Source organism: Duganella alba (genome assembly GCF_009674495.1).
GTDB classification, from domain to species: domain Bacteria; phylum Pseudomonadota; class Gammaproteobacteria; order Burkholderiales; family Burkholderiaceae_D; genus Rugamonas; species Rugamonas alba.
Genome location: NZ_WKJN01000018.1, coordinates 1 through 21,919, shown reverse-complemented (window position 1 = coordinate 21,919; position 21,919 = coordinate 1). Strand labels below are relative to the sequence as shown.

The 21,919-nt window shown below is 63.7% G+C and carries 21 protein-coding genes; 6 read left to right on the top strand and 15 right to left on the bottom strand.

The window, feature by feature from the left end; genetic code table 11:
* Positions 1-87 precede the first annotated feature (87 nt).
* Entirely contained in the window at positions 88-381 is a 294-nt protein-coding gene (locus GJ695_RS17805; RefSeq protein ID WP_154367053.1) for a hypothetical protein, read from the top strand.
* Positions 382-385: 4 nt separating this feature from the next.
* Positions 386-691 carry a DUF3597 domain-containing protein gene (locus GJ695_RS17800; RefSeq protein WP_154367051.1) on the top strand — a complete coding sequence of 102 codons (306 nt, stop codon included), beginning with the start codon at positions 386-388 and terminating at the stop codon, positions 689-691.
* On the opposite strand, the gene phoR is transcribed toward GJ695_RS17800, so the two are convergent.
* The 7 genes from phoR to pstS all read right to left on the bottom strand — a co-directional run bounded on the left by phoR (position 688) and on the right by pstS (position 7,360).
* Complete coding sequence (gene phoR / locus GJ695_RS17795) at positions 688-2,001, bottom strand: phosphate regulon sensor histidine kinase PhoR (protein WP_154367049.1); 1,314 nt, start codon at positions 1,999-2,001, stop codon at positions 688-690. The two genes, GJ695_RS17800 and phoR, sit on opposite strands and share 4 nt — an antisense overlap.
* 7 nt (positions 2,002-2,008) lie before the next feature.
* Positions 2,009-2,701 (bottom strand): response regulator, encoded by a 693-nt coding sequence (locus GJ695_RS17790; protein WP_154359868.1) that lies wholly within the window; start codon positions 2,699-2,701, stop codon positions 2,009-2,011.
* Positions 2,702-2,715: 14 nt separating this feature from the next.
* The gene (gene phoU, locus GJ695_RS17785; protein WP_154359867.1) at positions 2,716-3,432 is read right to left on the bottom strand and encodes a phosphate signaling complex protein PhoU; all 717 of its coding nucleotides are present in this window, start codon (positions 3,430-3,432) and stop codon (positions 2,716-2,718) included.
* A 37-nt stretch (positions 3,433-3,469) separates the two neighbouring features.
* Positions 3,470-4,270, bottom strand: a complete 801-nt coding sequence (pstB, locus tag GJ695_RS17780) for a phosphate ABC transporter ATP-binding protein PstB (protein ID WP_154359866.1) — start codon at positions 4,268-4,270, stop codon at positions 3,470-3,472.
* Positions 4,271-4,292: 22 nt separating this feature from the next.
* On the bottom strand, positions 4,293-5,165 hold the full coding sequence (gene pstA / locus GJ695_RS17775) for a phosphate ABC transporter permease PstA (protein WP_154367047.1): 873 nt from the start codon (positions 5,163-5,165) through the stop codon (positions 4,293-4,295).
* A complete protein-coding gene (gene pstC, locus GJ695_RS17770) occupies positions 5,165-6,163 on the bottom strand; it encodes a phosphate ABC transporter permease subunit PstC (protein WP_154367212.1) in 999 nt (332 codons plus the stop codon). The genes pstA and pstC overlap by 1 nt, the downstream gene beginning before the upstream one ends.
* 150 nt (positions 6,164-6,313) lie before the next feature.
* Positions 6,314-7,360 carry a phosphate ABC transporter substrate-binding protein PstS gene (gene pstS / locus GJ695_RS17765; RefSeq protein WP_154367045.1) on the bottom strand — a complete coding sequence of 349 codons (1,047 nt, stop codon included), beginning with the start codon at positions 7,358-7,360 and terminating at the stop codon, positions 6,314-6,316.
* 282 nt (positions 7,361-7,642) lie between these two features.
* Between pstS and ppk1 the strand changes: the two genes are divergently transcribed.
* Both ppk1 and sixA read left to right on the top strand, forming a co-directional pair.
* Positions 7,643-9,739 carry a polyphosphate kinase 1 gene (gene ppk1, locus GJ695_RS17760; protein ID WP_154367043.1) on the top strand — a complete coding sequence of 699 codons (2,097 nt, stop codon included), beginning with the start codon at positions 7,643-7,645 and terminating at the stop codon, positions 9,737-9,739.
* Between the two features lie 64 nt (positions 9,740-9,803).
* Complete coding sequence (sixA, locus tag GJ695_RS17755; RefSeq protein WP_154367041.1) at positions 9,804-10,271, top strand: phosphohistidine phosphatase SixA; 468 nt, start codon at positions 9,804-9,806, stop codon at positions 10,269-10,271.
* A gap of 255 nt (positions 10,272-10,526) precedes the next feature.
* Here sixA and GJ695_RS17750 read toward each other — a convergent pair whose 3' ends face one another.
* The 3 genes from GJ695_RS17750 to GJ695_RS17740 all read right to left on the bottom strand — a co-directional run bounded on the left by GJ695_RS17750 (position 10,527) and on the right by GJ695_RS17740 (position 14,539).
* Positions 10,527-11,633 carry a polyamine ABC transporter substrate-binding protein gene (locus GJ695_RS17750; RefSeq protein WP_154367040.1) on the bottom strand — a complete coding sequence of 369 codons (1,107 nt, stop codon included), beginning with the start codon at positions 11,631-11,633 and terminating at the stop codon, positions 10,527-10,529.
* 79 nt (positions 11,634-11,712) lie between these two features.
* Positions 11,713-13,083, bottom strand: a complete 1,371-nt coding sequence (gene fliD, locus GJ695_RS17745) for a flagellar filament capping protein FliD (protein ID WP_154367038.1) — start codon at positions 13,081-13,083, stop codon at positions 11,713-11,715.
* An 82-nt stretch (positions 13,084-13,165) separates the two neighbouring features.
* The gene (locus GJ695_RS17740; protein WP_154367036.1) at positions 13,166-14,539 is read right to left on the bottom strand and encodes a CoA transferase; all 1,374 of its coding nucleotides are present in this window, start codon (positions 14,537-14,539) and stop codon (positions 13,166-13,168) included.
* Positions 14,540-14,665: 126 nt separating this feature from the next.
* Here GJ695_RS17740 and GJ695_RS17735 point away from each other — a divergent pair, with 126 nt between their 5' ends.
* Positions 14,666-15,934 carry a citrate synthase gene (locus tag GJ695_RS17735; protein ID WP_371866553.1) on the top strand — a complete coding sequence of 423 codons (1,269 nt, stop codon included), beginning with the start codon at positions 14,666-14,668 and terminating at the stop codon, positions 15,932-15,934.
* 55 nt (positions 15,935-15,989) lie between these two features.
* On the opposite strand, the gene GJ695_RS17730 is transcribed toward GJ695_RS17735, so the two are convergent.
* The 3 genes from GJ695_RS17730 to alr all read right to left on the bottom strand — a co-directional run bounded on the left by GJ695_RS17730 (position 15,990) and on the right by alr (position 18,846).
* A complete protein-coding gene (locus GJ695_RS17730) occupies positions 15,990-16,310 on the bottom strand; it encodes a PilZ domain-containing protein (protein WP_166455272.1) in 321 nt (106 codons plus the stop codon).
* A gap of 63 nt (positions 16,311-16,373) precedes the next feature.
* Entirely contained in the window at positions 16,374-17,750 is a 1,377-nt protein-coding gene (gene radA / locus GJ695_RS17725) for a DNA repair protein RadA (RefSeq protein WP_154367032.1), read from the bottom strand.
* 4 nt (positions 17,751-17,754) lie between these two features.
* Positions 17,755-18,846: an alanine racemase gene (alr, locus tag GJ695_RS17720; RefSeq protein WP_154367030.1), complete on the bottom strand. Its 1,092-nt coding sequence runs from the start codon at positions 18,844-18,846 to the stop codon at positions 17,755-17,757.
* A gap of 134 nt (positions 18,847-18,980) precedes the next feature.
* Between alr and lplT the strand changes: the two genes are divergently transcribed.
* Positions 18,981-20,243 carry a lysophospholipid transporter LplT gene (gene lplT / locus GJ695_RS17715; protein WP_154367027.1) on the top strand — a complete coding sequence of 421 codons (1,263 nt, stop codon included), beginning with the start codon at positions 18,981-18,983 and terminating at the stop codon, positions 20,241-20,243.
* Here lplT and GJ695_RS17710 read toward each other — a convergent pair.
* Positions 20,240-21,205: a DUF1853 family protein gene (locus GJ695_RS17710; RefSeq protein ID WP_154367025.1), complete on the bottom strand. Its 966-nt coding sequence runs from the start codon at positions 21,203-21,205 to the stop codon at positions 20,240-20,242. The genes lplT and GJ695_RS17710 overlap by 4 nt on opposite strands.
* On the bottom strand, positions 21,198-21,919 hold a 722-nt coding region (locus tag GJ695_RS17705), incomplete at its 5' end, for a uracil-DNA glycosylase (RefSeq protein ID WP_154367023.1). The genes GJ695_RS17705 and GJ695_RS17710, both read right to left, overlap by 8 nt.

Sequence of the window (21,919 nt, the reverse complement as noted above, 5' to 3'; positions counted from 1 at the left end):
TTACCATGACGGACCTGCGTTAGGCCGCGAACAGACTGTTTCCGGCGCGACGGTTAGCTTCTTTCCATAGACCCCAAGGAGCCAAACATGACCGTCACTTCCGACCACACCATCAGCCAGTTGTTCTTGCTCAGCAACGCCACGCAACGGGCCGATATCGTCAATCGCCTGCTTGGCAATGTCAGCCATGACATGGTGGCCTCGCTGGCCGCCAGCATCGGCGACTTCGGCGACGACCAGCATCCGCGCGTCACGCCCGAGCAAACGGAAAAAATCACACCGGCGCAGATGGAAGAAATCGCCGCCACCGCCGAGCAACACACGCCTGGCGTGGTCGAGCGCGTCACCGCGTTTTTTAATTCGGAACTCGCCCGAACCTAGCAACATGCTGAACCAGATCTTGCAGAAGGTGTTCACGCCATCGCCAGCGATGGCGGTGGACGTGGAGGCACTCTTCAACGACAAGGCGGACCACGCCATGACGCCGTTGAGCTGGCGCACGTCCATCGTCGACCTGCTGCATTTGCTGGAGTTGGATAGCAGTTTGCAATCGCGTAAAGCGCTGGCGCGCGAGCTGTATTATTCCGGCGACGCCGACAGCCCGGCCAGCATGAATGTCTGGCTGCACCGCCAGGTGATGACCAAGCTGGCGCAGAACGGCGGCAAAGTGCCGCCCGATCTGAAGGATTAACCCGGCAGCAGCTCCGGCTGCTGCGCCACGACGGCGGTCTTGGGAATGCAGACGATGAAGCTGCTGCCTTTGCCTGCCTCCGACTTGATCTGCAGCGTGCCGCTGTGGCGCAGCAGCACGTGCTTGACGATGGCCAGGCCCAGGCCCGTGCCCTGCGTTTCGCGCGAGCGGCTCTTGTCGACGCGGTAGAAGCGCTCGGTCAGGCGCGAGATGTGTTCCGGGCTGATGCCGATGCCGGTATCCTCCACCATGAACTTGACGCCGCCGTCGTACTCTTTCCACACCAGGTGGATCTTGCCGCCCGCCGGCGTGTAGCGTACCGCGTTGGACGCCAGGTTGCCGAAGGCGCTGTGCAGTTCTTCATACGACCCGAGCACATTCGGGCCGTTCACCGACATCGTGATCTCGTGCTTGCCGGCCGACAGCGCGCGCGCATCGCGCAGCACCTGCTCCATCAGCTGGTGCACGTCGACCGATTCCGGCCGCATCGGATAATCCACCGACTCCAGGCGCGACAGGGTCAGCATGTCCTCGATCAGGTGCTGCATGCGGTGGCCCTGCTCGGTCATCAGCTTCAGGTGCGAGGCGCGGGTGGCCGCGTCCAGGCCCTCCTGCGCGGCGATTTCCAGGAAGCCGACGATCACCGTCAGCGGCGTGCGCAGCTCATGCGAGGCGTTGGCGATGAAGTCGCGGCGCATTTCCTCGATGCGCTCGGTTTCGGTCGCATCGTGCGTCACCAGGATCTGGCGGCGGTTTTCAAACGGGATGATGTGCACGATCAGCTTGCGCTCGCGGAAGCTGATCGTCAGCGGCTGCTCGTAGCGGCCGAGGATGATGTAATCCATGAAGTCCGGGTTGCGCACCAGGTTGGTCACGCGCATGCCCTTGTCGCGGTCGTTGCTCAGGCCCAGATGCTGTTCGGCGGCCGGATTGCACCATTCCAGGAACAGCACGTCGTCCATGATCACCACGCCATCCGGCAGCAGGTGCATGGCCTGGCGGAAGCGCGCCAGCCATTCGGTCAGCTCGGTCTGGTTTTTTTCGTCGTCGCGGCGCATGCGGTACAGGCGCGCGAAGATGTTGGTCCACTCGCCCCAGCCATCGGGCAGCTTGGCGCTCTGCGGATCGTCCATCCAGTTGCTCAACTGGTACAGATAGGACAGCTGGGTGAACACCAGCGCGATCATCGCCAGCAGCGCCAGCACCAGGCCGGTCTTCCAGCCGAACATCCAGCCGGCCAGCGCGCAGGCCGCCAGGATAATGGCGGTGCGCAGCGCGGCAGGCACCCAGAACACCAGTTTTGGATTCATTTGAAACTCAGTTTTTTTCCGACAGCATGTAGCCTACACTACGCACGGTTTTGATCAGGTGTTCGGCCTCTTTCAAGGCCTTGCGCAGGCGCAGCACGTGGACGTCGACGGTACGTTCTTCGATCACCACGTGGTCGCCCCACACCTTGTCCAGCAGCTGGCTGCGCGAGAACACGCGTTCCGGATGCGCCAGCAGGAACTTCAACAGCTTGTATTCGGCATGGCCGATGTCGATCTTCTGGTCGTCCATCGAGACGGTGCAGCTGACCGGGTCCAGCATGATGTTGGCGGCGCGCATGGTCGACTGCGCGTGCTCCGGCGCCTTGCGGCGCAGCAGCGCCTTGGCGCGGGCCAGCAGCTCGCGCGGCGAGAACGGCTTGGTGACGTAGTCGTCGGCGCCGCTGTTCAGGCCGGCCAGCTTGTCTTCTTCCATGCTCTTCGCGGTCAGCATGATGACCGGGATTTCGTTGAACTGGCGGTCGGAGCGGATGCGCGCCAGCAGGCGCAGGCCGGTCGAATCCGGCAGCATCCAGTCCAGCAGGATCAGCTGCGGGGTCTTGGTCTGGATGAAGTCCCAGGCCTCGCCGGCGCTTTGCACCGCGCAGCAGTTCCAGCCCGCTTCGCGCAGCGAAAACGTCACCAGTTCGACAATCGCCGGTTCGTCTTCTACGATCAATACAGTAGTTTTATCAGATGCCATTAGATTTTTTGTAATTACTTAGCTTGCTCAGGCTCGTCTTCCAGCACCGGCGCGGTGGTTTTGGTGTGGCGGATGTCCTTGCCTTCCACCACGTAGATCACGTACTCGGCGATGTTCTTGGCGTGGTCGCCGATGCGCTCGATGGCCTTGGCCACCCACAGCGTGTCCAGCGCGGCCGAGATGGTGCGCGGATCTTCCATCATGAAGGTGATCAGGTTGCGCATGATCGAGCGGAACTCGTGGTCGATCACGGCGTCCTGGGCGATCAGTTGCAGCGCCTGCTTGCCGTCGTTGCGGGCAAACGCGTCCAGCGCGTCGTGCAGCATGTCGCTGGTGTTGTTGGCGATGCCGCGCACCATTTCGTAATGGTTGACGGTGACCGCGCCACGGCCGTGCAGCGCCTTGGCCACGCGGGCGATCTTGGTCGCCTCGTCGCCGATGCGCTCGAGGTCGGTGATGACCTTGATGGTCGCCATGATGGTGCGCAGGTCGTTGGCGGCCGGCTGGCGGCGCACGATCAGGTGGCTGCAGGCGTCGTCCAGCGACACTTCCAGCTGGTTGACGGCGTCGTCTTCGCGCATCACGCGGTCGGCGCGCTCGGAGTTACCGATGCGGAAGCAGGTCATGGCGTCGAGGAACTGGGTCTCGACGATGCCGCCCATCAGCAGCACCTTGCTGCGGATGGCTTCGAGTTCGTTGTCGTACTGTTTGGATGAATGCTCACCGATCATGCTGCTCTCCAATTCAATTCTAATATTATAAAGGTGATCAGCCGAAGCGGCCGGTGATGTAATCCTGGGTTTCCTTGCGGGCCGGATTCATGAAGATCTGGTCGGTCTCGCCGAATTCCACCAGCTCGCCCAGGTACATATAGGCGGTGTAGTCCGAGCAACGCGCGGCCTGCTGCATGTTGTGGGTCACGATGGCGATGGTGTAGTCCTGCTTGAGCTCGGAGATCAGTTCTTCCACTTTCGAGGTCGAGATCGGGTCCAGCGCCGAGGTCGGCTCATCGAGCAGCAGCACGTCCGGTTTCACGGCGACGCCGCGCGCGATGCACAGGCGCTGTTGCTGGCCGCCCGACAGCGACAGGCCGCTCTTGCTCAGCTTGTCCTTCACTTCAGTCCACAGCGCGGCCTTTTTCAGCGCCCATTCGACGCGCTCGTCCATCTCGCCTTTCGACAGGTCTTCGTACAGGCGCACGCCGAAGGCGATGTTGTCGTAGATCGACATCGGGAACGGCGTCGGCTTCTGGAACACCATGCCGACCTTGGCGCGCAGCATGTTCAGATCCTGGCCGCCTTCGAGGATGTTACGGCCGCGGTACATGATCGAACCTTCGGCGCGCTGGCCCGGGTACAGGTCGTACATGCGGTTGAGCGTGCGCAGCAGCGTCGATTTGCCGCAGCCAGACGGACCGATGAAGGCCGTCACCTGTTTCTCGTGGATGTCCAGGCTGACATTGTGCAGGCTCTGGGTTTTACCGTAGAAGAAATTCAGGCCCGAAATCTCGATGGTTTTGCGTTTGCCGTTCATGGCGATGACGTTTTCCTGGTTCAGTTGCGTATTCATTGTATGGATTCGCTTTATTTAATTAGTTCGGGGCTTTTTGGGCAAACAGGGTGCGCGAGACAACATTCAGCGCCAGCACGCTGAAGGTGACCAGCAGCGCGCCACCCCAGGCCAGTTCACGCCAGTTGTCATACGGGCTCATGGCGTAGCCGTAGATCACCACCGGCAGGTTGGCCATCGGCGCGTTCATGTCGGAGCTGAAGAACTGGTTGTTCAGCGCGGTGAACAGCAGCGGCGCGGTTTCGCCGGAGACGCGGGCCACGGCCAGCAGCACGCCGGTGATGACGCCGGCCTTGACGGCGCGCAGGCGCACCATCATCGCCACTTTCCAGCGCGGCGCGCCGAGGGCGAACGCGGCTTCCAGCAGGCTGTTCGGCACCAGGCGCAGCATGTTGTCGGTGGTGCGCACCACCACCGGCACGGCGATCAGCGCCAGCGCCACGGAACCGGCGTAGCCCGAATAGTGCTTGGCGGTGGCCACGTACATGGCCCAGACGAACATGCCGATCACGATCGATGGTGCCGACAGCATGATGTCGGTGACGAAGCGGGTGATGCTGGCGACCTTGTTGTCCTCGCCGTATTCGGCCAGGTACATGCCGGCCAGGATGCCGATCGGGGTCGAGATCACGGTCGACAGGCCGACGATCATCAGGCTGCCGAAGATGGCGTTCAGCAAGCCGCCGCCTTCGCTGCCCGGCGCCGGCGTGGTCTGCGTGAACAGGTTGATGCTCAGCGCGCCGAAGCCCTTGATGATCAGGGTGATCAGAATCCAGGCCAGCACCAGCAGGCCAACCGACATGGCGGCCACCGACAGCGCGATGCCGACGCGGTGCATCAGCAGGCGCTTGCGGTACACCGGGTTCATCGCGGCTTTTTCCAGAGTTGCGCTCATTATTTGACGCCTTCCTTGCGAGACATGCCGGCCAGCATCAGCTTGGCGGCGGACAGAACGATAAAGGTGATCACGAACAGGATCAGCGCCAGCGCGAACAGCGACGAGGTGTGCAGCGGCGTATCCGATTCGGCGAATTCATTGGCCAGCGTCGAGGCGATCGAGTTACCCGCCGCGAACAGCGACCACGACAGCTTGTTGGCGTTGCCGATGACGAAGGTCACGGCCATGGTTTCGCCCAGCGCGCGGCCGAGGCCCAGCATGACGCCGCCGACCACGCCGGTCTTGGTGTAGGGCAGCACGATCTTGCGCACCACTTCCCAGCGGGTGCAGCCCAGGCCGTATGCGGATTCCTTCAGCACGGCCGGCACGATCTCGAACACGTCGCGCATCACCGAGGAGATGAACGGGATGATCATCACGGCCAGGATCAGCGCGGCGGTCAGCACGCCGATGCCCATGGTCGGGCCGCTGAAGAACTGGCCGATCAGCGGCACGTGGCCGATGGTGTTTTTCAGGAACGGCTGCACGTAGTCGCCGAACAGCGGCGCGAACACGAACAGGCCCCACATGCCGTAGATGATGGACGGGATGCCGGCCAGCAGCTCGACCGCCGTGCCCAGCGGGCGGCGCAGCGAGGCCGGGCAGATCTCGGTCAGGAACAGCGCGATGCCGAACGACACCGGGAAGGCGATCAGCAGCGCGATGCCGGAGGTGGCCAGGGCGCCGACGATGGCGATCAGCGCGCCGTACTGGTCGTTGACCGGGTCCCACTCGACGGTGGTGATGAAGGCCGGGCCGAACTCCTTGAAGGCCGGCCAGGCGCCGACCATCAGCGAAATGATAATCCCCAGCAGCACCGCCAGCACGGACAGTGCGAACACCATGGTGGTCTTGTGGAAGAAGAAATCCTGGATGCGCTGCTTGCGCATGGTACGCAGCATGGCTTGCATGGCGGCCTGCTCGGCAGCAGTCGCTTGCGCGGTGCTGATGTGCATGGCCGGCTCCGGTTTAGGTAGTGGCGTGGAAGTGATATCTGCGCTCATATTGTTGTCTCGGTGGATGGTAGCTAGCCTGCGGCGCCCGGTTGGGCGGCGCAGGCTAACCCCCTCGCCTCGGTGCTGCGAGAGGCGAAGGGACAGTCGGGATTAGTAGATTGCCTTGCCCGAAGCGTCTTTCAGGTTAGCTTTCCAGGAATCCTGGACCAGCTTGACCACCGATGCTGGCAGTGGAACGTAGTCCAGTTCGGTAGCAGCGGCGCCACCGTTTTTGAAGGCCCAGTCGAAGAACTTGACGACTTCCTTGCCTTTGGCTGCGTCAGCCTGTGCCTTGTGCATCAGGATGAACGACACGCCGGTGATCGGCCACGAGTTTTTGCCAGCCTGGTCGGTCAGCACCACGCCGAAGCCTGGGGTCTTGGTCCACTCGGCATTGGCGGCAGCCGCCTTGAAGAACTCGTCGTCAGGCTGCAGGTAGTTGCCGTCCTTGTTTTTCAGCTGGGTGTGCTGCATTTTGTTTTTCTTGGCGAAGGCCCACTCGACGTAGCCGATCGAACCCTTGATGCGCTGCACGTTGGCGGCGACGCCTTCGTTGCCCTTGCCGCCCACGCCGACGATCCATTTCACAGCGGTCGAAGCGCCGATCTTGGTTTTGAATTCAGGGCTGGTTTTCGACAGGAAGTCGGTGAACAGGAACGAGGTGCCCGAACCGTCGGCGCGGTGCACCACGGTGATGTCTTCGGCAGCCAGTTTCACGCCTGGGTTCAGTGCGGCGATCGCGGCATCGTTCCACTTGGTGATCTTGCCCAGGTAGATGTCGGCCACGACCGGGCCGGTCAGTTTCAGTTGGCCTGGGGTGATGCCGTCCAGGTTAACCACGGTCACAACGCCGCCCATGATGGCTGGGAACTGCATCAGGCCTTCAGCGTCCAGTTCAGCAGCGGTCAGCGGCATGTCGGACGCGCCGAAGTCGACGGTCTTGGCTTTGATCTGCTTGATGCCAGCGCCCGAACCGACGGACTGGTAGTTCAGGCCGTTGCCGGTGGCGGCTTTGTACGACTCGGCCCACTTGGCGTAGATTGGGTATGGGAAGGTAGCGCCGGCGCCGGTCATATCGGCGGCGTGAGCAGCCGACGAGAAAGCCATTACAGCTGCTGCGCCAACCACCAGGGAAGAGATCAATTGTTTCAGTCGCATTTCAAGTCCTTTGTTATGACAGGTTAGGATGCTGCGCAGTCTAACGGTCGAATATGACATGTTTATGACATGTCCAAAATATTTCAAAAATATTCGCCAGGACCCCGCTTCCCTCTGTAAACAGGCCGCGTTGCCACTCTATGTTACGCCCGCTTGTCATAATCGGCAGCCATTTATGACATGATTTGTCACGGGCTTGTCATATTTCTTCTTTACACTGTTGCAATCATTCTCCCCTTAAACAGGATAGAATGGGGTAACCTGCAAAGTGATCAAAAAGACATGAAGCCTGACTTGCATGCGGAAGTAAATAAGAACTCGGCGTTCCTCGACAGGGAGCTGTCGCAACTGATGTTCAACCGCCGCGTATTGGCGCAGGCGGAAGACAAAAGCATTCCCCTGCTGGAGCGGCTGCGCTACCTGTGCATCGCCAGCAGCAATCTGGACGAGTTCTTCGAGGTGCGTGTGGCCAGCCTGCTGGCGGCCGGCGCCGCCGACGGTTCGCTGGCCGCCCACCCTGCCCTGGTGGCCACGCTGTCGCGCATCAGCAATGAATGCCACCTGCTGGTCGCGCATCAATATGAAATCCTGAACAACGAAGTCTTGCCCGAACTGGCCGCCAACGGCGTCCACCTGGTGCGCCACAACGAGCGCAACGAGGCGCAGCGCGCCTGGGTCAAGGAATACTTCGACAACGAGGTGCGGCCGCTGCTGACGCCGATCGGCCTCGATCCGGCGCACCCGTTCCCGCAGGTGGTTAACAAGAGCCTCAATTTTATTGTGTCGCTGACCGGCAAGGATGCCTTCGGGCGCGGCACGGCGATCGCCATCGTCAAGGCGCCGCGCGTGCTGCCGCGCGTGATCCGCCTGCCGGACCACCTGTCGAAGAACGGCGGCATTTCGTTCTGCCTGCTGTCGTCGGTGATCCATGCGCACATCTCGGACCTGTTTGCCGGCCGCGAGGTGATCGGCTATTCGCAGTTCCGCGTGACCCGCGACAGCGACCTGTGGGTCGACGAGGACGAGGTCAAGAACCTGCGCCAGGCCTTGAAGGGCGAGCTGCTGGGCCGCCAGTTCGGCGCCTCGGTGCGGCTGGAGGTGGCGATGAACTGCCCGCCGGAGCTGTCGCAGTTCCTGCTCGACCAGTTCGGCCTGCACCAGAGCCGGCTGTACGCGGTCAACGGCCCGGTCAACCTGGTGCGCCTGAACGAGATCATGGACCACGTCGACAATCCGGCGCTGCGCTTCCAGCCCTTCTTCCCCGGTTTCGCGCAGAAACCCGGCAGCCAGGACATCTTCAGCGCGCTGCGCAAGAACGACATCCTGCTGCACCACCCGTTCCAGTCGTTCCAGACGGTGATCGATTTCATCCGCAGCGCCGCGCTCGATCCGGCCGTGGTCGCCATCAAGCAGACGATTTACCGCACCGGCATGAACTCGGACCTGATGGAAGCGCTGATCGTCGCCGCGCGCGCCGGCAAGGAAGTCACCGTCATCGTCGAACTGAAGGCGCGCTTCGACGAGGAAGCCAACATCAACTGGGCCGACAAGCTGGAACAGGCCGGCGCGCAGGTGGTGTACGGCGTGGTCGGCCTGAAGACCCACGCCAAGGTGGCGCTGGTGATACGCCGCGAAGACAACAAGCTGCGCTACTACGCCCACCTCGGCACCGGCAACTACCATCCGACGACGACCAAGTTCTACACCGACTTCGGCCTGCTGACCTGCCACGCCGGCCTAGCGCAGGAAGTCAACGAGGTGTTCATCCACCTGACCAGCCTGACCAAGCCGCACCGCCTCAACCATTTGTGGCTGGCGCCGTTCGCGCTGCAGAACGAAATCATCAAGGCCATCCGCAACGAGGCACGCATCGCGCGCGCCGGGCGACCGGGCCGGATTATTGTTAAAATCAATGCGCTGGTGGACGAATCGGTGATCCGCGCCTTGTACGCGGCCTCCAAGGACGGCGTCAAGATCGACCTGATCGTGCGCGGCGCCTGCACCCTGAAGCCGGGCGTGCCGGGCCTGTCGGAAAACATCAAGGTGCGGTCGATCATCGGCCGCTTCCTGGAACACAGCCGTATCTATTACTTCCGCAACGACCTGGCGCATGACACCTATCTGGCCAGCGCCGACTGGATGAGCCGCAACCTGTTCCGCCGCATCGAAGTCGCCTTCCCGATCCTGGACAAGGCGCTCAAGCGCCGGGTGCTGGCCGAAGGCCTGAACCCGTACTTGAAGGACAATATCAACGCCTGGGAACTGGAAGCGGACGGTCACTACCAGCGCCGCAAGGCGCGCGGCAAGCAGACCAGCTTCAGCGCCCAGCAGCATTTGATGGAGACGCTGGGCACGCCCAACGCGCATCTGGGTGAATGACCATCACGCGCGCCGGGAGGTGCGCGGCCGGGATCTGTTTTCAAATGTGACTCAGGAGAAAAGCATGGATCTCATTTTATGGCGGCACGCCGAGGCCGAGGATGCCGGGCCCGGCATGACCGATCTGGAGCGGGCCTTGACCGTCAAGGGCCAGAAGCAGGCGCGGCGCATGGGCCAGTGGCTCAACTCGCAATTGCCGGACAGCTGCCGCATCCTGTCCAGCCCGGCGGTACGCACGCTGCAGACGGTCGAGGCGCTGGGCCGCAAATTCAAGATCCACACCGACCTGGCGCCGGGCGCCGACCCGGCCGACATCCTGAAGGCGGTCAACTGGCCGGGCAACAAGGATTCGGTGCTGGTGGTCGGCCATCAGCCGACCTTGGGCCAGGTCGCCTCGATGCTGCTGACCGGCGACGACCTGGAATGGGACATCCGCAAGGCCAGCGCCTGGTGGTTCGCGCAACGCGATCCGGGCGATCCGATGAGTGTGTACCTGAAGGCCGTGATGGCGGCCGACCTGGTGGTGAAATAGCCTTGCAAAGCCCCCCGCATCTGCTAAAGTTTAATTGCATCAACTCTCGGGGGAGGCCATCATGATGTTCACCTTGCTCACCATGGGGATGTTCGGGGGCATGATTGCCCTGGTGGTATACGAACTGATACAGGAAATGCGCGGCAGTAAAGACAGGTTGATCGACCGCTATCACGAATAGCAATCCGCTTCACGGAAGCCTACGGCGCCAGTGGCGTGCCCTACCAGGACACCGCCCCTCGCGCCGTTCATCGTTTACACGCCGGTTTTGAACTTGGTGTAGATGCGCGTGATATTGCGGCGGATGTCCGCCGGCACCGCTTCAGGCGCCGCCATGCGCTTCTTGTCGTCGTCCGACAGGAACACCGTCTTGTTGCCGGCGATATCCTTGCGCACGAACTTGACGCTGGCCGCATTCGGATTGGCGTAGAACACCTTGTTGGTCAGGCTGGCGTGCACTTCCGGACGCATGATGTAGTTGATCCACAGGTGCGCGTTGTTCGGGTGCGGCGCGTCGGCCGGAATCGCCATGGTGTCGAACACCAGCGCGGCCGAGGTCTTCGGCACCAGCACCTCGATCACATTGCCGTTCTTGGCGTCGATCGCACGTTGACGGGCGATGTTGATGTCGCCCGACCAGCCCAGCGCCACGCAGACGGCGCCGTTGGCCATGTCGTTGATGTAGCCGGACGAGCTGAACAGTGTGACGTAAGGACGGATCGCCTGCAGCACCTTGCCTGCCTCGGCGTAGTTGGCGGCGTTTTTCGAGTAGGCCGGTTTGCCGGCGTACATCAGCGCGGCCGGCAGCACCTCGGACGGCGAATCAAGGAAGGACACGCCGCACGATTTCAGCTTGGCCGCGTACTTCGGATTGAAGATCAGCTCCCAGGCGTTGTCCGGCATCGGCATATTGCCCAGCGCGGCCTTGACCTTGTTGACGTTGATGCCGACGGTGGTATAGCCCCACAGCCAGTCGACCAGGTAATCGTTGCCCGGATCGATGTTGGCCAGCTTGGCCTGGATCGCCGGATCGAGGTTCTTCAGGTTGGTCAGCTTGGACTTGTCGAGCTTGCGCAACAGCTTGCCGTCGATTTGCAGGCGCGCCCATTGCGCGGTCGGCACCACGATGTCGTAGCCGGACTTGCCGGCGACGAGTTTGGAGTTCAGGATTTCGTTGTTATCGAAAAGATCATAGCGGACCTTGATGCCGGTCTCTTTCTCAAAATTCTTCACTGTGTCGTCGGCGATGTAATCCGACCAGTTATAAATATTGAGGACTTTTTCCTCCTGCGCGGCCACCTGCCCTGCGCCAGCCATCAAGCCAGCCGCGACCAGCACCGCACCAACGAACTTCCCTGCCATAACACCTCCGAGATGGGATTCATACACAAGCCGTGATGATCGGGCATAGCCCGTCCGGATGCAAGGAGTTCGTTAGAAATCAGCCCAGCATGTCGAACAGGGTGCCGCTGCCGGTGCCGTTGAGCGCGCTGCCGGCGCCGGTCTGGGCCTGGGCGGTGTACAGGGCCGCCAGGGCGTTGGCCTGGGCCGTCAGGGCCTTGGTCATGCTGGCTTTCTTGGTGTTCAGGTTGGTGATTTCGTTGGTGGTCAGCGAGGTTTCGCGGGTCAGCACGCTGCTCGACGAGGTCAGCGCACTGGCCTTGGCCGACAGCAGGTCGGCAATGCCGCGGCCGTCGGTGGTGGTGAACAGGCCAGCCACGGCCGAGGAATCGGTGGTCAGCGCGGCTTGCAGCTTTTTGTCGTCCAGCACCATATTGCCGTCCTTGTCCTGGGTGATGCCGGCGGCGGCCAGCTTGCTCACCGAGACGGTGCCGCCGCCGGTTTTCAGCAGCATGCTCATCTGGCTGACGGCCTGGTTCATCGCGGTGTCGGACTTCAGATCGCCCTTTTGCAGCTTGAGCATCTTGGCGTTGAGGTCGTTGTAGGCGGCGACGAAGGATTTCAGGTTGTCGCCGATCTGGCTGGCGCCGGCGGCGATGGTGACGTCGCTCTTGCCCGCGCCGACCAGATTCAGCGTGGCGCCGCCGATCGCGGTGTCCTTGATGGTGTTGCTCGCGCTGGTGATCTGCTTGCCGTCGACGGTCAGGATGGCGTCCTGGGCGGCGGTGGTCTGCTTCATTTTCTGCGTGCCGGTCGGATCGTAGGTCAGCAGGTTCTTCAGTGCGGCGTCGCCGCTGACGCTGATGCGCATGCTGTTGGCGGCGCCGTCCTTGCCGTCGATCGACAGCGAATACTTGCCGTTGTCGCCCTTGACCACGCTGACATCCACGCCAGCCGCCTTGAACGCGGCGGCGATGCCTTCCGGCGTGTTGTTGCTGCTGTCGATGGTGACGCTGGCGCTGGCGGCGCCGGTGACGAAGCCCTTGTCGCCGCCGGTGGTGCCGAAATCGATCTTGACGGTGGTGGTGGCGCCGCTGCCGACCTTGCCGTCGGTGCCGGTGGCGAATTCTTCGCTGGTCAGGAACTGGCCCTGGGCCAGTTGCTTGACGTCGAGCGCGTAGGTGCCGGCCTTGGCGGTGCCGGTCGAGGTGGCGCTCAGCACGTTCTTGGCCGAGCTGGCGGCCGTGGTGCTCAGGCCGGCGCCGGTCAGACCGGCGGCGATCTTCTGGAAGCTGGCCAGCGCACTTTGCAATTGGCCCAGCGCGGACAGCTTGGTCTGGTCCTTGGTGATGGACGCGTTGATCTTGTTGGCCGCAGTGGTTGCCGGGGCCATGGTTTGCGCGACGCGGTTGTAGACGTCGGTCGTTACGCCGGTGCTGGTTGAGCTGGTCGTATTGCTGATAGTAGTCATGTTGGGTCCGCCATGTTGGTGGTTACATAGTATGCAACATGAGCGCTTGCACCAAAGCAGTGAATAAGCAGGGATTTTACCCCTAATCCCGGCGCCAGTGTGCCGCGGACGAGCCGAGGCTGCTGGCCGGCCGCTGCCACGCCATCTCCGCGCCGTCAATCGTCACCGGCGGCAGGTAGCGGCGCGCCGGCCCCCATTCGGTTTGTTCCAGGTGCGGCGCGAGGTCGTGGTCGTTGGGCGGCGTCAGCGCGCGCCCGGGCAGGCTGGCGGCCGGCGCTTCGGTCAGCAGGCAAGCGGTGCGGGCGAGTGACAGCCAGGCGTGCAGCGTGCGCGCTTCGGCGAGGCGGGCGATCAGCGCGCGCACCACGGCGGCGGCCATCAGGTAGCCGGTGGCGTGGTCGAGCGCTTGCACCGGCAACGGCACCGGCTTGCCGGCGCCTTGCATCCGCATGCCGTATTCGGCGATGCCGCAGCTCATCTGCACCAGGCTGTCGAAGCCGCGCCGGCCGGCGAGCGGGCCGGTCCAGCCGTAGGCGTCCAGCGATACGTCGATCAGGCCGGGATTCAGCTGGCGGCGGACTTGTTCGCCAAAGCCCAGCCGTTCCAATGCTTGCGGGCGGTAGCCGTGGACCAGCACGTCCGCTTCGGCCAGCAGGCTTTCGAAGATGGCGCGGTCCGCTGGCTGCTTCAGGTCCAGAGGGGCGCAGCGCTTGCCGGGGGTGACTTCGGGAATCACGCCGGGTTCGTTCCAGCCAGGCGGATCGATGCGCAGGACGTCGGCGCCGTAGCCGGCCAGGAAGCGCGTCGCCACCGGGCCGGCCAGCACACGCGTGAGGTCCAGCACTTTGAGGCCGGCCAGCGGGCGGCCGCTGGCCCAGGCCCACTCGCGGCGGCCAGCCGTTTCCGCTTGCGCGAACGCCATCAGCGGTTCGTTGGCAACGCTGATGCCTTGCGGATGCGCCTGCCATTCGGCCATCGAGCGCATCATCGCCGCGCAGCCGCCCTGGGCGACGACGGCCTCCTCCAGCGCCAGGCCGTGCCAGCCGGCCACCGCGCGGGCGACGGCCTCGCGCTCCTCGGCGCCACCGAGCACCGCCAGCGCTGCGGCGCGGTGATGCGGCGCGTTGGTGTGCAGGCGTATCCAGCCGTCGGCGGTGGCGTAGTCGCCGGCCACCGCATCCCACAATGGCGGACGCTCCCAGCCGATCGGATGGATCGACCAGCCGAACCACAGCGACGCCAGCCGCCGGTCCACCGTTACCGGTCCCGCCGGGACGCCCTGTGCTGTCATCAGCTGGCGTATCGCCAGCGCGGCGACGCCGACCGAGGCGGCCGCCAGGTCCGTCACCGGAAAGTATGACGCCAGGTCGCCCTCGCCTGCCAGTTGCACGGCGTCCAGCGATGCGACGGGCAGGTCCAGTGCGGACCACGCGGTGTTCAGCAGGGAATCAGGCATATCGGCTCCGGGTAAGTTATCCTTGGCGCCAGCTTAGGACTGCCGGTCCGGCAGCGTCAATCTTGACTTGAAGTGTCAACATAGGAAGCGCAGATGGCCTGGATGACCGCCGCAGAGGCTTTGGATGTGCTCAACGTCCGTCCGCAGACGCTGTACGCCAACGTCAGCCGGGGAAAGATCCGCGCCAAGCCGGATGAAGTGGATGTGCGGCGCAGTCTTTACCATCGTGACGACGTGCTGCGCATGGCGCGCCGGGCCAATGGGCGGCGCAAGGTGGAGATTGTCTCCAGCGAGGCGATGCAGTATGGCGATCCGGTGCTGCCGTCCGCCATCTCCACCGTCGCCGACGGCCGCCTGTTTTATCGCGGTCGCGACGCCACCGCGCTGGCCGACAGCGCCAGCCTGGAAGACATCGCCGCCCTGCTCTGGGAATGCGCGCCAGGCGAAGCCGCCGCCATCTGGCCCGCCAGCGCCGGCAACGATGTGGCCACGGCGAGTCGCGGTGTGACGGCGGCGCCCGTCGGCGATGCGGCAGCGGGCTGCACGGACACGGGCAAAGCGGCGGCAAGCAGCAATGGTGCGGGCGGCGGCGAGCTGGTGGATGGCGCGCTGGCGGCCGGGCTGTTTGCGCTTGCCCGTCGCAGCGCTGTCGATGCGCCGTCGCTAGGCCGTCCTGCGGCCGCGTTGCGGGCCGAAGCGGCAGAGGTGCTTGCCACGCTGGTGGATGCCATGGTCGGCAAGTCGTCCGCCGCTGGCCGGGACGCGCCCGTCAGCACCCGCCTGGCCCGCGCCTGGCATGCCGAAGCGCACCTAGACCTGATCCGCCGCACGCTGGTGCTGATGGCCGATCACGAGCTGAACGCCTCCACCTTCGCCACCCGCGTCGCCATTTCCACCGGCGCCTCGCTGGCGGCCGGCGTGCTGGCCGGCTTCACCACGCTGACCGGCCCCTTGCACGGCGGCGCCGCCAACGCCTTCGCCGAACTGGTCGCTCAGGCAAGGGCCAGCAACGCCGACGACGCCGTCCGCCACTGGCTGGCCAGCCAGCGAACCCTGCCCGCCTTCGGCCATCCGCTCTACCCGGACGGCGACCCACGCGCCAAGGCCCTGCTCAAGCTGCTACCGAAAGTTCAACCACATGAACAACTGGCTGTCGCAGCAGAACAACAGGCCGGCGAACTGCCCAGCATCGATTACGCGCTGGCCGTCCTGACCGCCGCCTGCGGCCTGCCCTCCGATGCACCGTTTGTATTATTTGCTGCAGGTCGCTGCGTCGGCTGGCTGGCACACGCCCTGGAGCAAGTGCAAGCCAACCGCCTGATCCGGCCACGCGCCCGCTACACCGGGCCCGCAACCGGGGTCAGAGCCGACATTCGGACACGAGCACAACCGTAGCGGTCGCTACGGTTGTGCTCGTGTCCGAATGTCGGCTCTGACCCCGGTTTGGTTTTTAACGCAGGAATTTATTGATGGTGGCCATGGTGGCCATGTCTGGATTCATGAACTGGAATCCGATCTTGAAGTGGTCACCGCTGAAAATGCAGTAATTCACCCGCGAGCGGCAGCTCAGCACCTGGGCCTTGCCCTCGACGAACAGCTCAAACGACACCATGCCAACGTCCCCGGCCGCCAGTTTGTGGTCAAACGTGAGCGACAGGCCACTTCCGTTGATGTCGAGCGTGCGCCCCTGCATGGGCGGCATGCCATCCATCACCACGACTGCCTTCGAACGCACGATCTTGCGCGCCCCTGACCTTTGATCGACTAACACTTTCTCTTCCTTCTAGTTACACAATTTATACTATTACCGATTACAACACGTAACAATACAACGTTATTGGATTTCGCGCAGCTTATTGAACGCATCATCGATTCGGTCAACACCGATGATGGTCATGCCCTCAATCGGCTGCTTGGGCGCGTTCGAGGTCGGTATCATCGCCGTTGAGAAGCCCAGCTTGGCGGCCTCCCGCAGACGCTCCTGCCCGCGCGGCGCCGGCCGGATCTCGCCCGCCAGGCCCACCTCGCCGAACACCACGAAGCCGCGCGGCAGCGGCTTGTTACGCATCGATGAATTAATTGCCAACAAAACCGCCAGATCGGCCGCCGGTTCGGTGATCTTCACGCCGCCTACCGCGTTGATGAACACGTCCTGATCGAACGCCGCGATACCCGCGTGCCGGTGCAGCACCGCCAGCAGCATCGCCAGCCGGTTCTGCTCCAGGCCCACCGACAACCGGCGCGCGTTCGGTTGATGGCTGGCGTCGACCAGCGCCTGGATTTCCACCAGCAGCGGCCGCGTGCCCTCCTGCGTCACCATCACGCAGGAACCGGGCACCTGGTTGTCATGTTGCGAAAGGAACAAGGCCGACGGATTCGACACGCCCTTCAAGCCCTTCTCGGTCATGGCAAACACGCCCAGCTCGTTGACCGCGCCGAAACGGTTCTTGATCGCCCGCACCAGGCGGAAGCTGGAATGGTTGTCACCCTCGAAATACAGCACGGTATCGACAATGTGCTCCAGCACGCGCGGGCCGGCCAGCGCGCCTTCCTTGGTCACGTGGCCGACCAGGATGATGGTGATGCCGGTCTGCTTGGCCACGCGGGTCAGCTGCGCCGCGCACTCGCGCACCTGCGCCACCGAACCGGGCGCCGAACTCAAGGCGTCCGAATACACGGTCTGGATCGAGTCGATCACCGCCACTTCCGGCTTCAGGTCGGCCAGCGTGCCGAGAATTTTCTCCAGCTGGATCTCGGCCTGCAACTTCAGGTCGCGGGCATCGACCTGCAGCCGCTTGGCGCGCAAGGCGATCTGCGCGCCGGATTCCTCGCCGGACACGTACAGCACCTTCTTCAGGTGCGACACATTGGCCAGCGCCTGCAACAGCAGCGTCGACTTGCCGATGCCGGGATCGCCGCCGATCAGCACCACGCCGCCGGCCACCAGGCCGCCGCCCAGCACGCGGTCGAACTCCTCGATGCCGGTGCCGAAGCGCGGCACATCGATGGCGTCGATATCGGACAGCGACAGCACCGGCGCGGTCTGCGCCAGCGACAGATGCGCCGGCTGCGAGTATCGGTTGTTGCTGACGGTTTCCGCCAGCGTCTCCACCATCGTGTTCCATTGATGGCAGGAGGTGCACTGGCCGGTCCATTTATTGGCAATGGCGCCGCACTCGGTGCAGGTGTAATTGGTTTTAGCCTTGGCCATGCGTTCAGCCCTCGACCACGGGCACGCGCGTCGCCAGCGCACACATCAGCTCGTAGCCGATGGTGCCGGCGGAAATGGCCACCTCATCGATCGGCAAGCCCTGGCCCCACAGCGTGACCTTGCTGCCAAGGCGCGCCTGCGGCAGGTCGGTCAGGTCGACGGTCAGCATATCCATCGACACGCGGCCCACCAGGCGGGTGCGCACGCCATCGACCAGCACCGGCGTGCCGGCCGGCGCCACCCGCGGATAACCGTCGGCATAGCCGCACGCCACCACGCCCACCCGCATCGGGCCTTCGGCCTGGAAACGGCTGCCGTAGCCGACCGCTTCGCCGGCGGCGATGTCCTGCACGCCGATGATCTCGCTGGTCAGGGTCATGGTCGGCTGCAGGCCGAACGCATCGGCAGTGCCGCCGCCCGGCGAGCCGCCGTACAACATGATGCCGGGACGCACCCAGTCGCTCTTCAGATCCTGGTGCAGCAGCACGCCGGCCGAATTGGACAGGCTGCGCAGGCCCGGCAAGCCGGCCGCGCCCTGCTCGAAGCGGCGGATCTGCTCGCCGATCGGCAGCAGCGGATGGTCGATGTCGTCGGCATTGGCAAAGTGCGTCATCAGCGTGATGCTGCCGACGCAGGCAATCGCGCTCAAGCGCGCATGCGCCGCCGCGAACGCGTCCGGCGTAAAGCCGAGGCGGTTCATGCCGGTATTCATTTTGAGATGCAGGTCGAAGCGGATGCGGCGCTCGGCCAGTTGCGGCGCCGCCGCTTCCAGCCATTCCAGCTGCTCGTTGCAGTGCACCGCCGCCTGCAGATCATAGCCGGCCATGGTGTGCAGATCGGCCGGGCCGAAGAACCCCTCCAATAACAGGATCGGCTTCTTCCAGCCCAGCTCGCGCAGCTTGATGGCGTTGTCGAATTCGATCAGCGCCAGGCCGTCGGCGTCGGCGAAACCGCGCATCGCGCGTTCCAGACCGTGACCGTAGCCATTTGCCTTCAGCACGCCCCACGCCCTGGCGCCCGGTGATTTGGCCTTGGCGAGCGCCAAGTTTTGCTTCATGGAATCAACGTGAATAGTTGCTAAGATCGGCCTCGGCATACGACTTTTTCTGCGGAATAAACGAAGCCGCTATTTTAACGCCTGCGGCCGTAGCCGCACTGCTCAATTCTTGGGGGTTACGATCAAAGCATGGTATAAAGCAAGCCAGATAAGTTTTCCAGGCATATCCCAGAATGAATCGTGGTTTCTATACCATCATGGCAGCGCAGTTCTTTTCGTCTCTGGCGGATAATGCGCTGCTCTTTGTTGCGATCGACCTGTTAATCAACATGAAATCTCCAGGGTGGATCACGCCACTCCTGAAGCTGTCGTTCACCCTTTTTTACGTGCTGTTGGCTGCATTTGTCGGCGCTTTTGCCGATTCGATGCCCAAAGGCAAGGTTATGTTCATCTCCAACCTGATCAAGGTTGGCGGTTGCCTGCTGATTTTCGCCCACGTCCATCCATTATTGGCCTATGCCATCGTCGGTTTTGGCGCGGCGGTGTATTCGCCTGCCAAGTACGGCATCCTGACGGAATTGCTGCCGGCGGAAAAACTGGTCGCGGCCAATGGCTGGGTGGAAGGCTTGACGGTTATTTCTATCATCTTCGGCACCGTTATGGGCGGCGCGCTGGTGGGCGACCGCGTGTCGTCGGTGCTGCTGGGCTTTGACATGCCGCTGATCGACACCGGCATCGAGACGCCAACCCAGGCCGCGCTGTGCGTGGTGGTCGGCATCTATATGCTGGCGGCGCTGTTCAATACGCGTATTCCCGACACCGGCTGTGTGTACGGCCACCAGGAGCGCAATCCGGTCAAGCTGATCACCGACTTCGCCAACTGCTTCGGCATGCTGTGGAAGGACAAGCTGGGCCAGATCTCGCTGGGCGTCACCACGCTGTTCTGGGGCGCCGCGCAGACGCTGCAATTCATTGTGCTGGAATGGGCCAACCGCACCCTGCATTTGACTTACGAGCAATCGACCAGCCTGGTTGGCGTGGTCGCCATCGGCGTCGCCATGGGTGCGGTGATTTCGGCGCGCTTCGTTTCGCTGCGCAAGTCGCTGACGGTGATCCCGGTCGGCATCGCCATGGGCGTGATTGTGATGAGCATGACGATGGTGACCTCGGTCAAGCTGGCCTATCCGCTGCTGGTGCTGGTGGGGCTGCTGGGCGGCTTCTTCCTGGTGCCGATGAACGCGCTGCTGCAACATCGCGGCCACGTGCTGATGAGCGCCGGCCATTCCATCGCGGTGCAGAACTTCAATGAGAACCTGTCGATCCTGACGATGCTGGCGGTGTACTCGCTGATGCTGCGCGCCCACCTGAACCTGGACATCATCATTCTGCTGTTCGGCCTGTTCCTGGCCGGCACCATGCTGTACATCCTGCGTCGCCATCAACGCAATCAGCGCGAGTTCGACTCGGTCGCGCTGATCGGCGAAGCCAAGCACTAAGGCGGCAGCACGCCGTCCTGGCGGCGCTGCGCGGCTTGCGCGCGCCAGCTGTCGGGGACGATGAATCCCCGGCGTTCTTCCACCAGCCACTCCCCCATTTCCCGCAGCGCCGCGACCATGACTGGCGCGGCGGCGTCTTGCACTGCGGCCAAAAGTTCGTCCTTGCCGATGCTGTCGACGGTCTTCAGCGGCGCCAGCCATTGCAGGCGCGGCATGATGGCGTAGCGCTGCGCCGGCAGGTCTTGCGCCTGTTCCTGCGTCATCCAGAAGCCGTGGCAGTGCTGCTGCGAGATGCCCCGCATCGGCGGTGCGCCGTCCGGATAGAACAGCCAGCCTTTGACCAGCGCCTGCGCGCGCGCGACCGGCTGCGGCAGCAAGGCCTGTGCGGCCGGATGCTGCGACAGCGACAACTGCTTGTCGAAAATCTTGCGCATCTTGACACCCAGCGTGTCGGCCAGGTTAGGGCCGATCAGACCGTTGAAGTCGCCGCCGGTGCTGCCCGCGTCGAGCAGGTAGAACTTGGTGGCGAATTCGATGTGGACCAGGTCTTCGCCTTCGCGCAGCAGGAAGTCGAATTCGCCGATGGTGTCGGTGCGGTCGGCGCGCACTTGCAGGCCGTGGGCGACCAGTTGGCCTCGCTCGGCGAAGTAGAACGCCATCAGCTTTTCAGCGTACAGGCCGAGGCGCGAATAGTGTTTGCCGCCGAGTGCCGCCTCCAGTGGCGACGGATCTTGCTCCAGCGCGGCCAGCCAGGCGACGGTGGCTGGCGGCAGCGCGCCGAGCGTGGCGATGCGGCCTTGCCAGTGCGGCGCAGCGGGATCGAGCAGGTCGGGCGCGTCCAGCAGCCATGCCAGCGCACGCACGTGCGGATTGTGCAGGTGCGGCCAGCGACTTTCGAAAATGGCCTGGCAGGAAGCGCCCGGCGGCAGCGTGGCTGGCGCGCCGGGCGGCTGGTCAGCCATGGCTGGCTTTCGCCAGGCACAGGTCGCCCCAGGCTTTGGCCTTGTCTTCCGGCTTGCGCAGCAGATCGTCCGGATGATAAGTCGCCACCACCGGCAGGTTGGCGGCGCCGTAGCGCATGACCTTGCCGCGTGCGGCCGGGCCCATCATCAGGCCTTTGGCGGCCAGTTGGCCGAAGGTCATGGCCATGTTGGCGCCGGTCAGCGCCAGCTCGCGGTCCAGGTAGGGACGGCAGGCCAGGAATTCTTCGGCGGTTGGCGCGCGGTCGGTGCCGTCCGGATTGGCTGGGCGGCACTTCACCAGGCTGGTGACATAGACGTCGGCTTTCGGCTTGAGTTCGATGGCCTTCAGCATGTTGTCCAGCAGTTGGCCGGATTCGCCGGAGATGGTTTGGACTTCCTTTTCGTCCAGGCGCGATGGGGCGGCGCCGATGGCGATCCAGGTGGCGTTGTCGGCGCCACGGCCGTTGACGGCGGCGCGGCGGGTTTCGCAGAGCGTGCAGCGGGTGCAACTGGAAACGGCGGCCTTCAGGGCGGTCCAGTCCATGGTGGCGATGGCTTCGTCGCTGACCGGTGCGGGACGCGATGGCGCCGGGGCGTCGTCGAACCAGGCGGTCGATTCTTCATCGGGCGCGGCAACGTCGTCTGCGGCGGCCGCACGCGCGGACGGGCGGGCTTGCGGCGCAGGCGCCGGGGGTGCGGGACGCTGGGCTGCCG

Bases quoted from the DNA above. Each gene is read 5' to 3' on its own strand.
- GJ695_RS17805 (WP_154367053.1), top strand. From the start codon at position 88: ATGACCGTCACTTCCGACCACACCATCAGCCAGTTGTTCTTGCTCAGC.
- GJ695_RS17800 (WP_154367051.1), top strand. From the start codon at position 386: ATGCTGAACCAGATCTTGCAGAAGGTGTTCACGCCATCGCCAGCGATG.
- phoR (WP_154367049.1), bottom strand. From the start codon at position 2,001: ATGAATCCAAAACTGGTGTTCTGGGTGCCTGCCGCGCTGCGCACCGCC.
- GJ695_RS17790 (WP_154359868.1), bottom strand. From the start codon at position 2,701: ATGGCATCTGATAAAACTACTGTATTGATCGTAGAAGACGAACCGGCG.
- phoU (WP_154359867.1), bottom strand. From the start codon at position 3,432: ATGATCGGTGAGCATTCATCCAAACAGTACGACAACGAACTCGAAGCC.
- pstB (WP_154359866.1), bottom strand. From the start codon at position 4,270: ATGAATACGCAACTGAACCAGGAAAACGTCATCGCCATGAACGGCAAA.
- pstA (WP_154367047.1), bottom strand. From the start codon at position 5,165: ATGAGCGCAACTCTGGAAAAAGCCGCGATGAACCCGGTGTACCGCAAG.
- pstC (WP_154367212.1), bottom strand. From the start codon at position 6,163: ATGCACATCAGCACCGCGCAAGCGACTGCTGCCGAGCAGGCCGCCATG.
- pstS (WP_154367045.1), bottom strand. From the start codon at position 7,360: ATGCGACTGAAACAATTGATCTCTTCCCTGGTGGTTGGCGCAGCAGCT.
- ppk1 (WP_154367043.1), top strand. From the start codon at position 7,643: ATGAAGCCTGACTTGCATGCGGAAGTAAATAAGAACTCGGCGTTCCTC.
- sixA (WP_154367041.1), top strand. From the start codon at position 9,804: ATGGATCTCATTTTATGGCGGCACGCCGAGGCCGAGGATGCCGGGCCC.
- GJ695_RS17750 (WP_154367040.1), bottom strand. From the start codon at position 11,633: ATGGCAGGGAAGTTCGTTGGTGCGGTGCTGGTCGCGGCTGGCTTGATG.
- fliD (WP_154367038.1), bottom strand. From the start codon at position 13,083: ATGACTACTATCAGCAATACGACCAGCTCAACCAGCACCGGCGTAACG.
- GJ695_RS17740 (WP_154367036.1), bottom strand. From the start codon at position 14,539: ATGCCTGATTCCCTGCTGAACACCGCGTGGTCCGCACTGGACCTGCCC.
- radA (WP_154367032.1), bottom strand. From the start codon at position 17,750: ATGGCCAAGGCTAAAACCAATTACACCTGCACCGAGTGCGGCGCCATT.
- alr (WP_154367030.1), bottom strand. From the start codon at position 18,846: ATGCCGAGGCCGATCTTAGCAACTATTCACGTTGATTCCATGAAGCAA.
- lplT (WP_154367027.1), top strand. From the start codon at position 18,981: ATGAATCGTGGTTTCTATACCATCATGGCAGCGCAGTTCTTTTCGTCT.
- GJ695_RS17710 (WP_154367025.1), bottom strand. From the start codon at position 21,205: ATGGCTGACCAGCCGCCCGGCGCGCCAGCCACGCTGCCGCCGGGCGCT.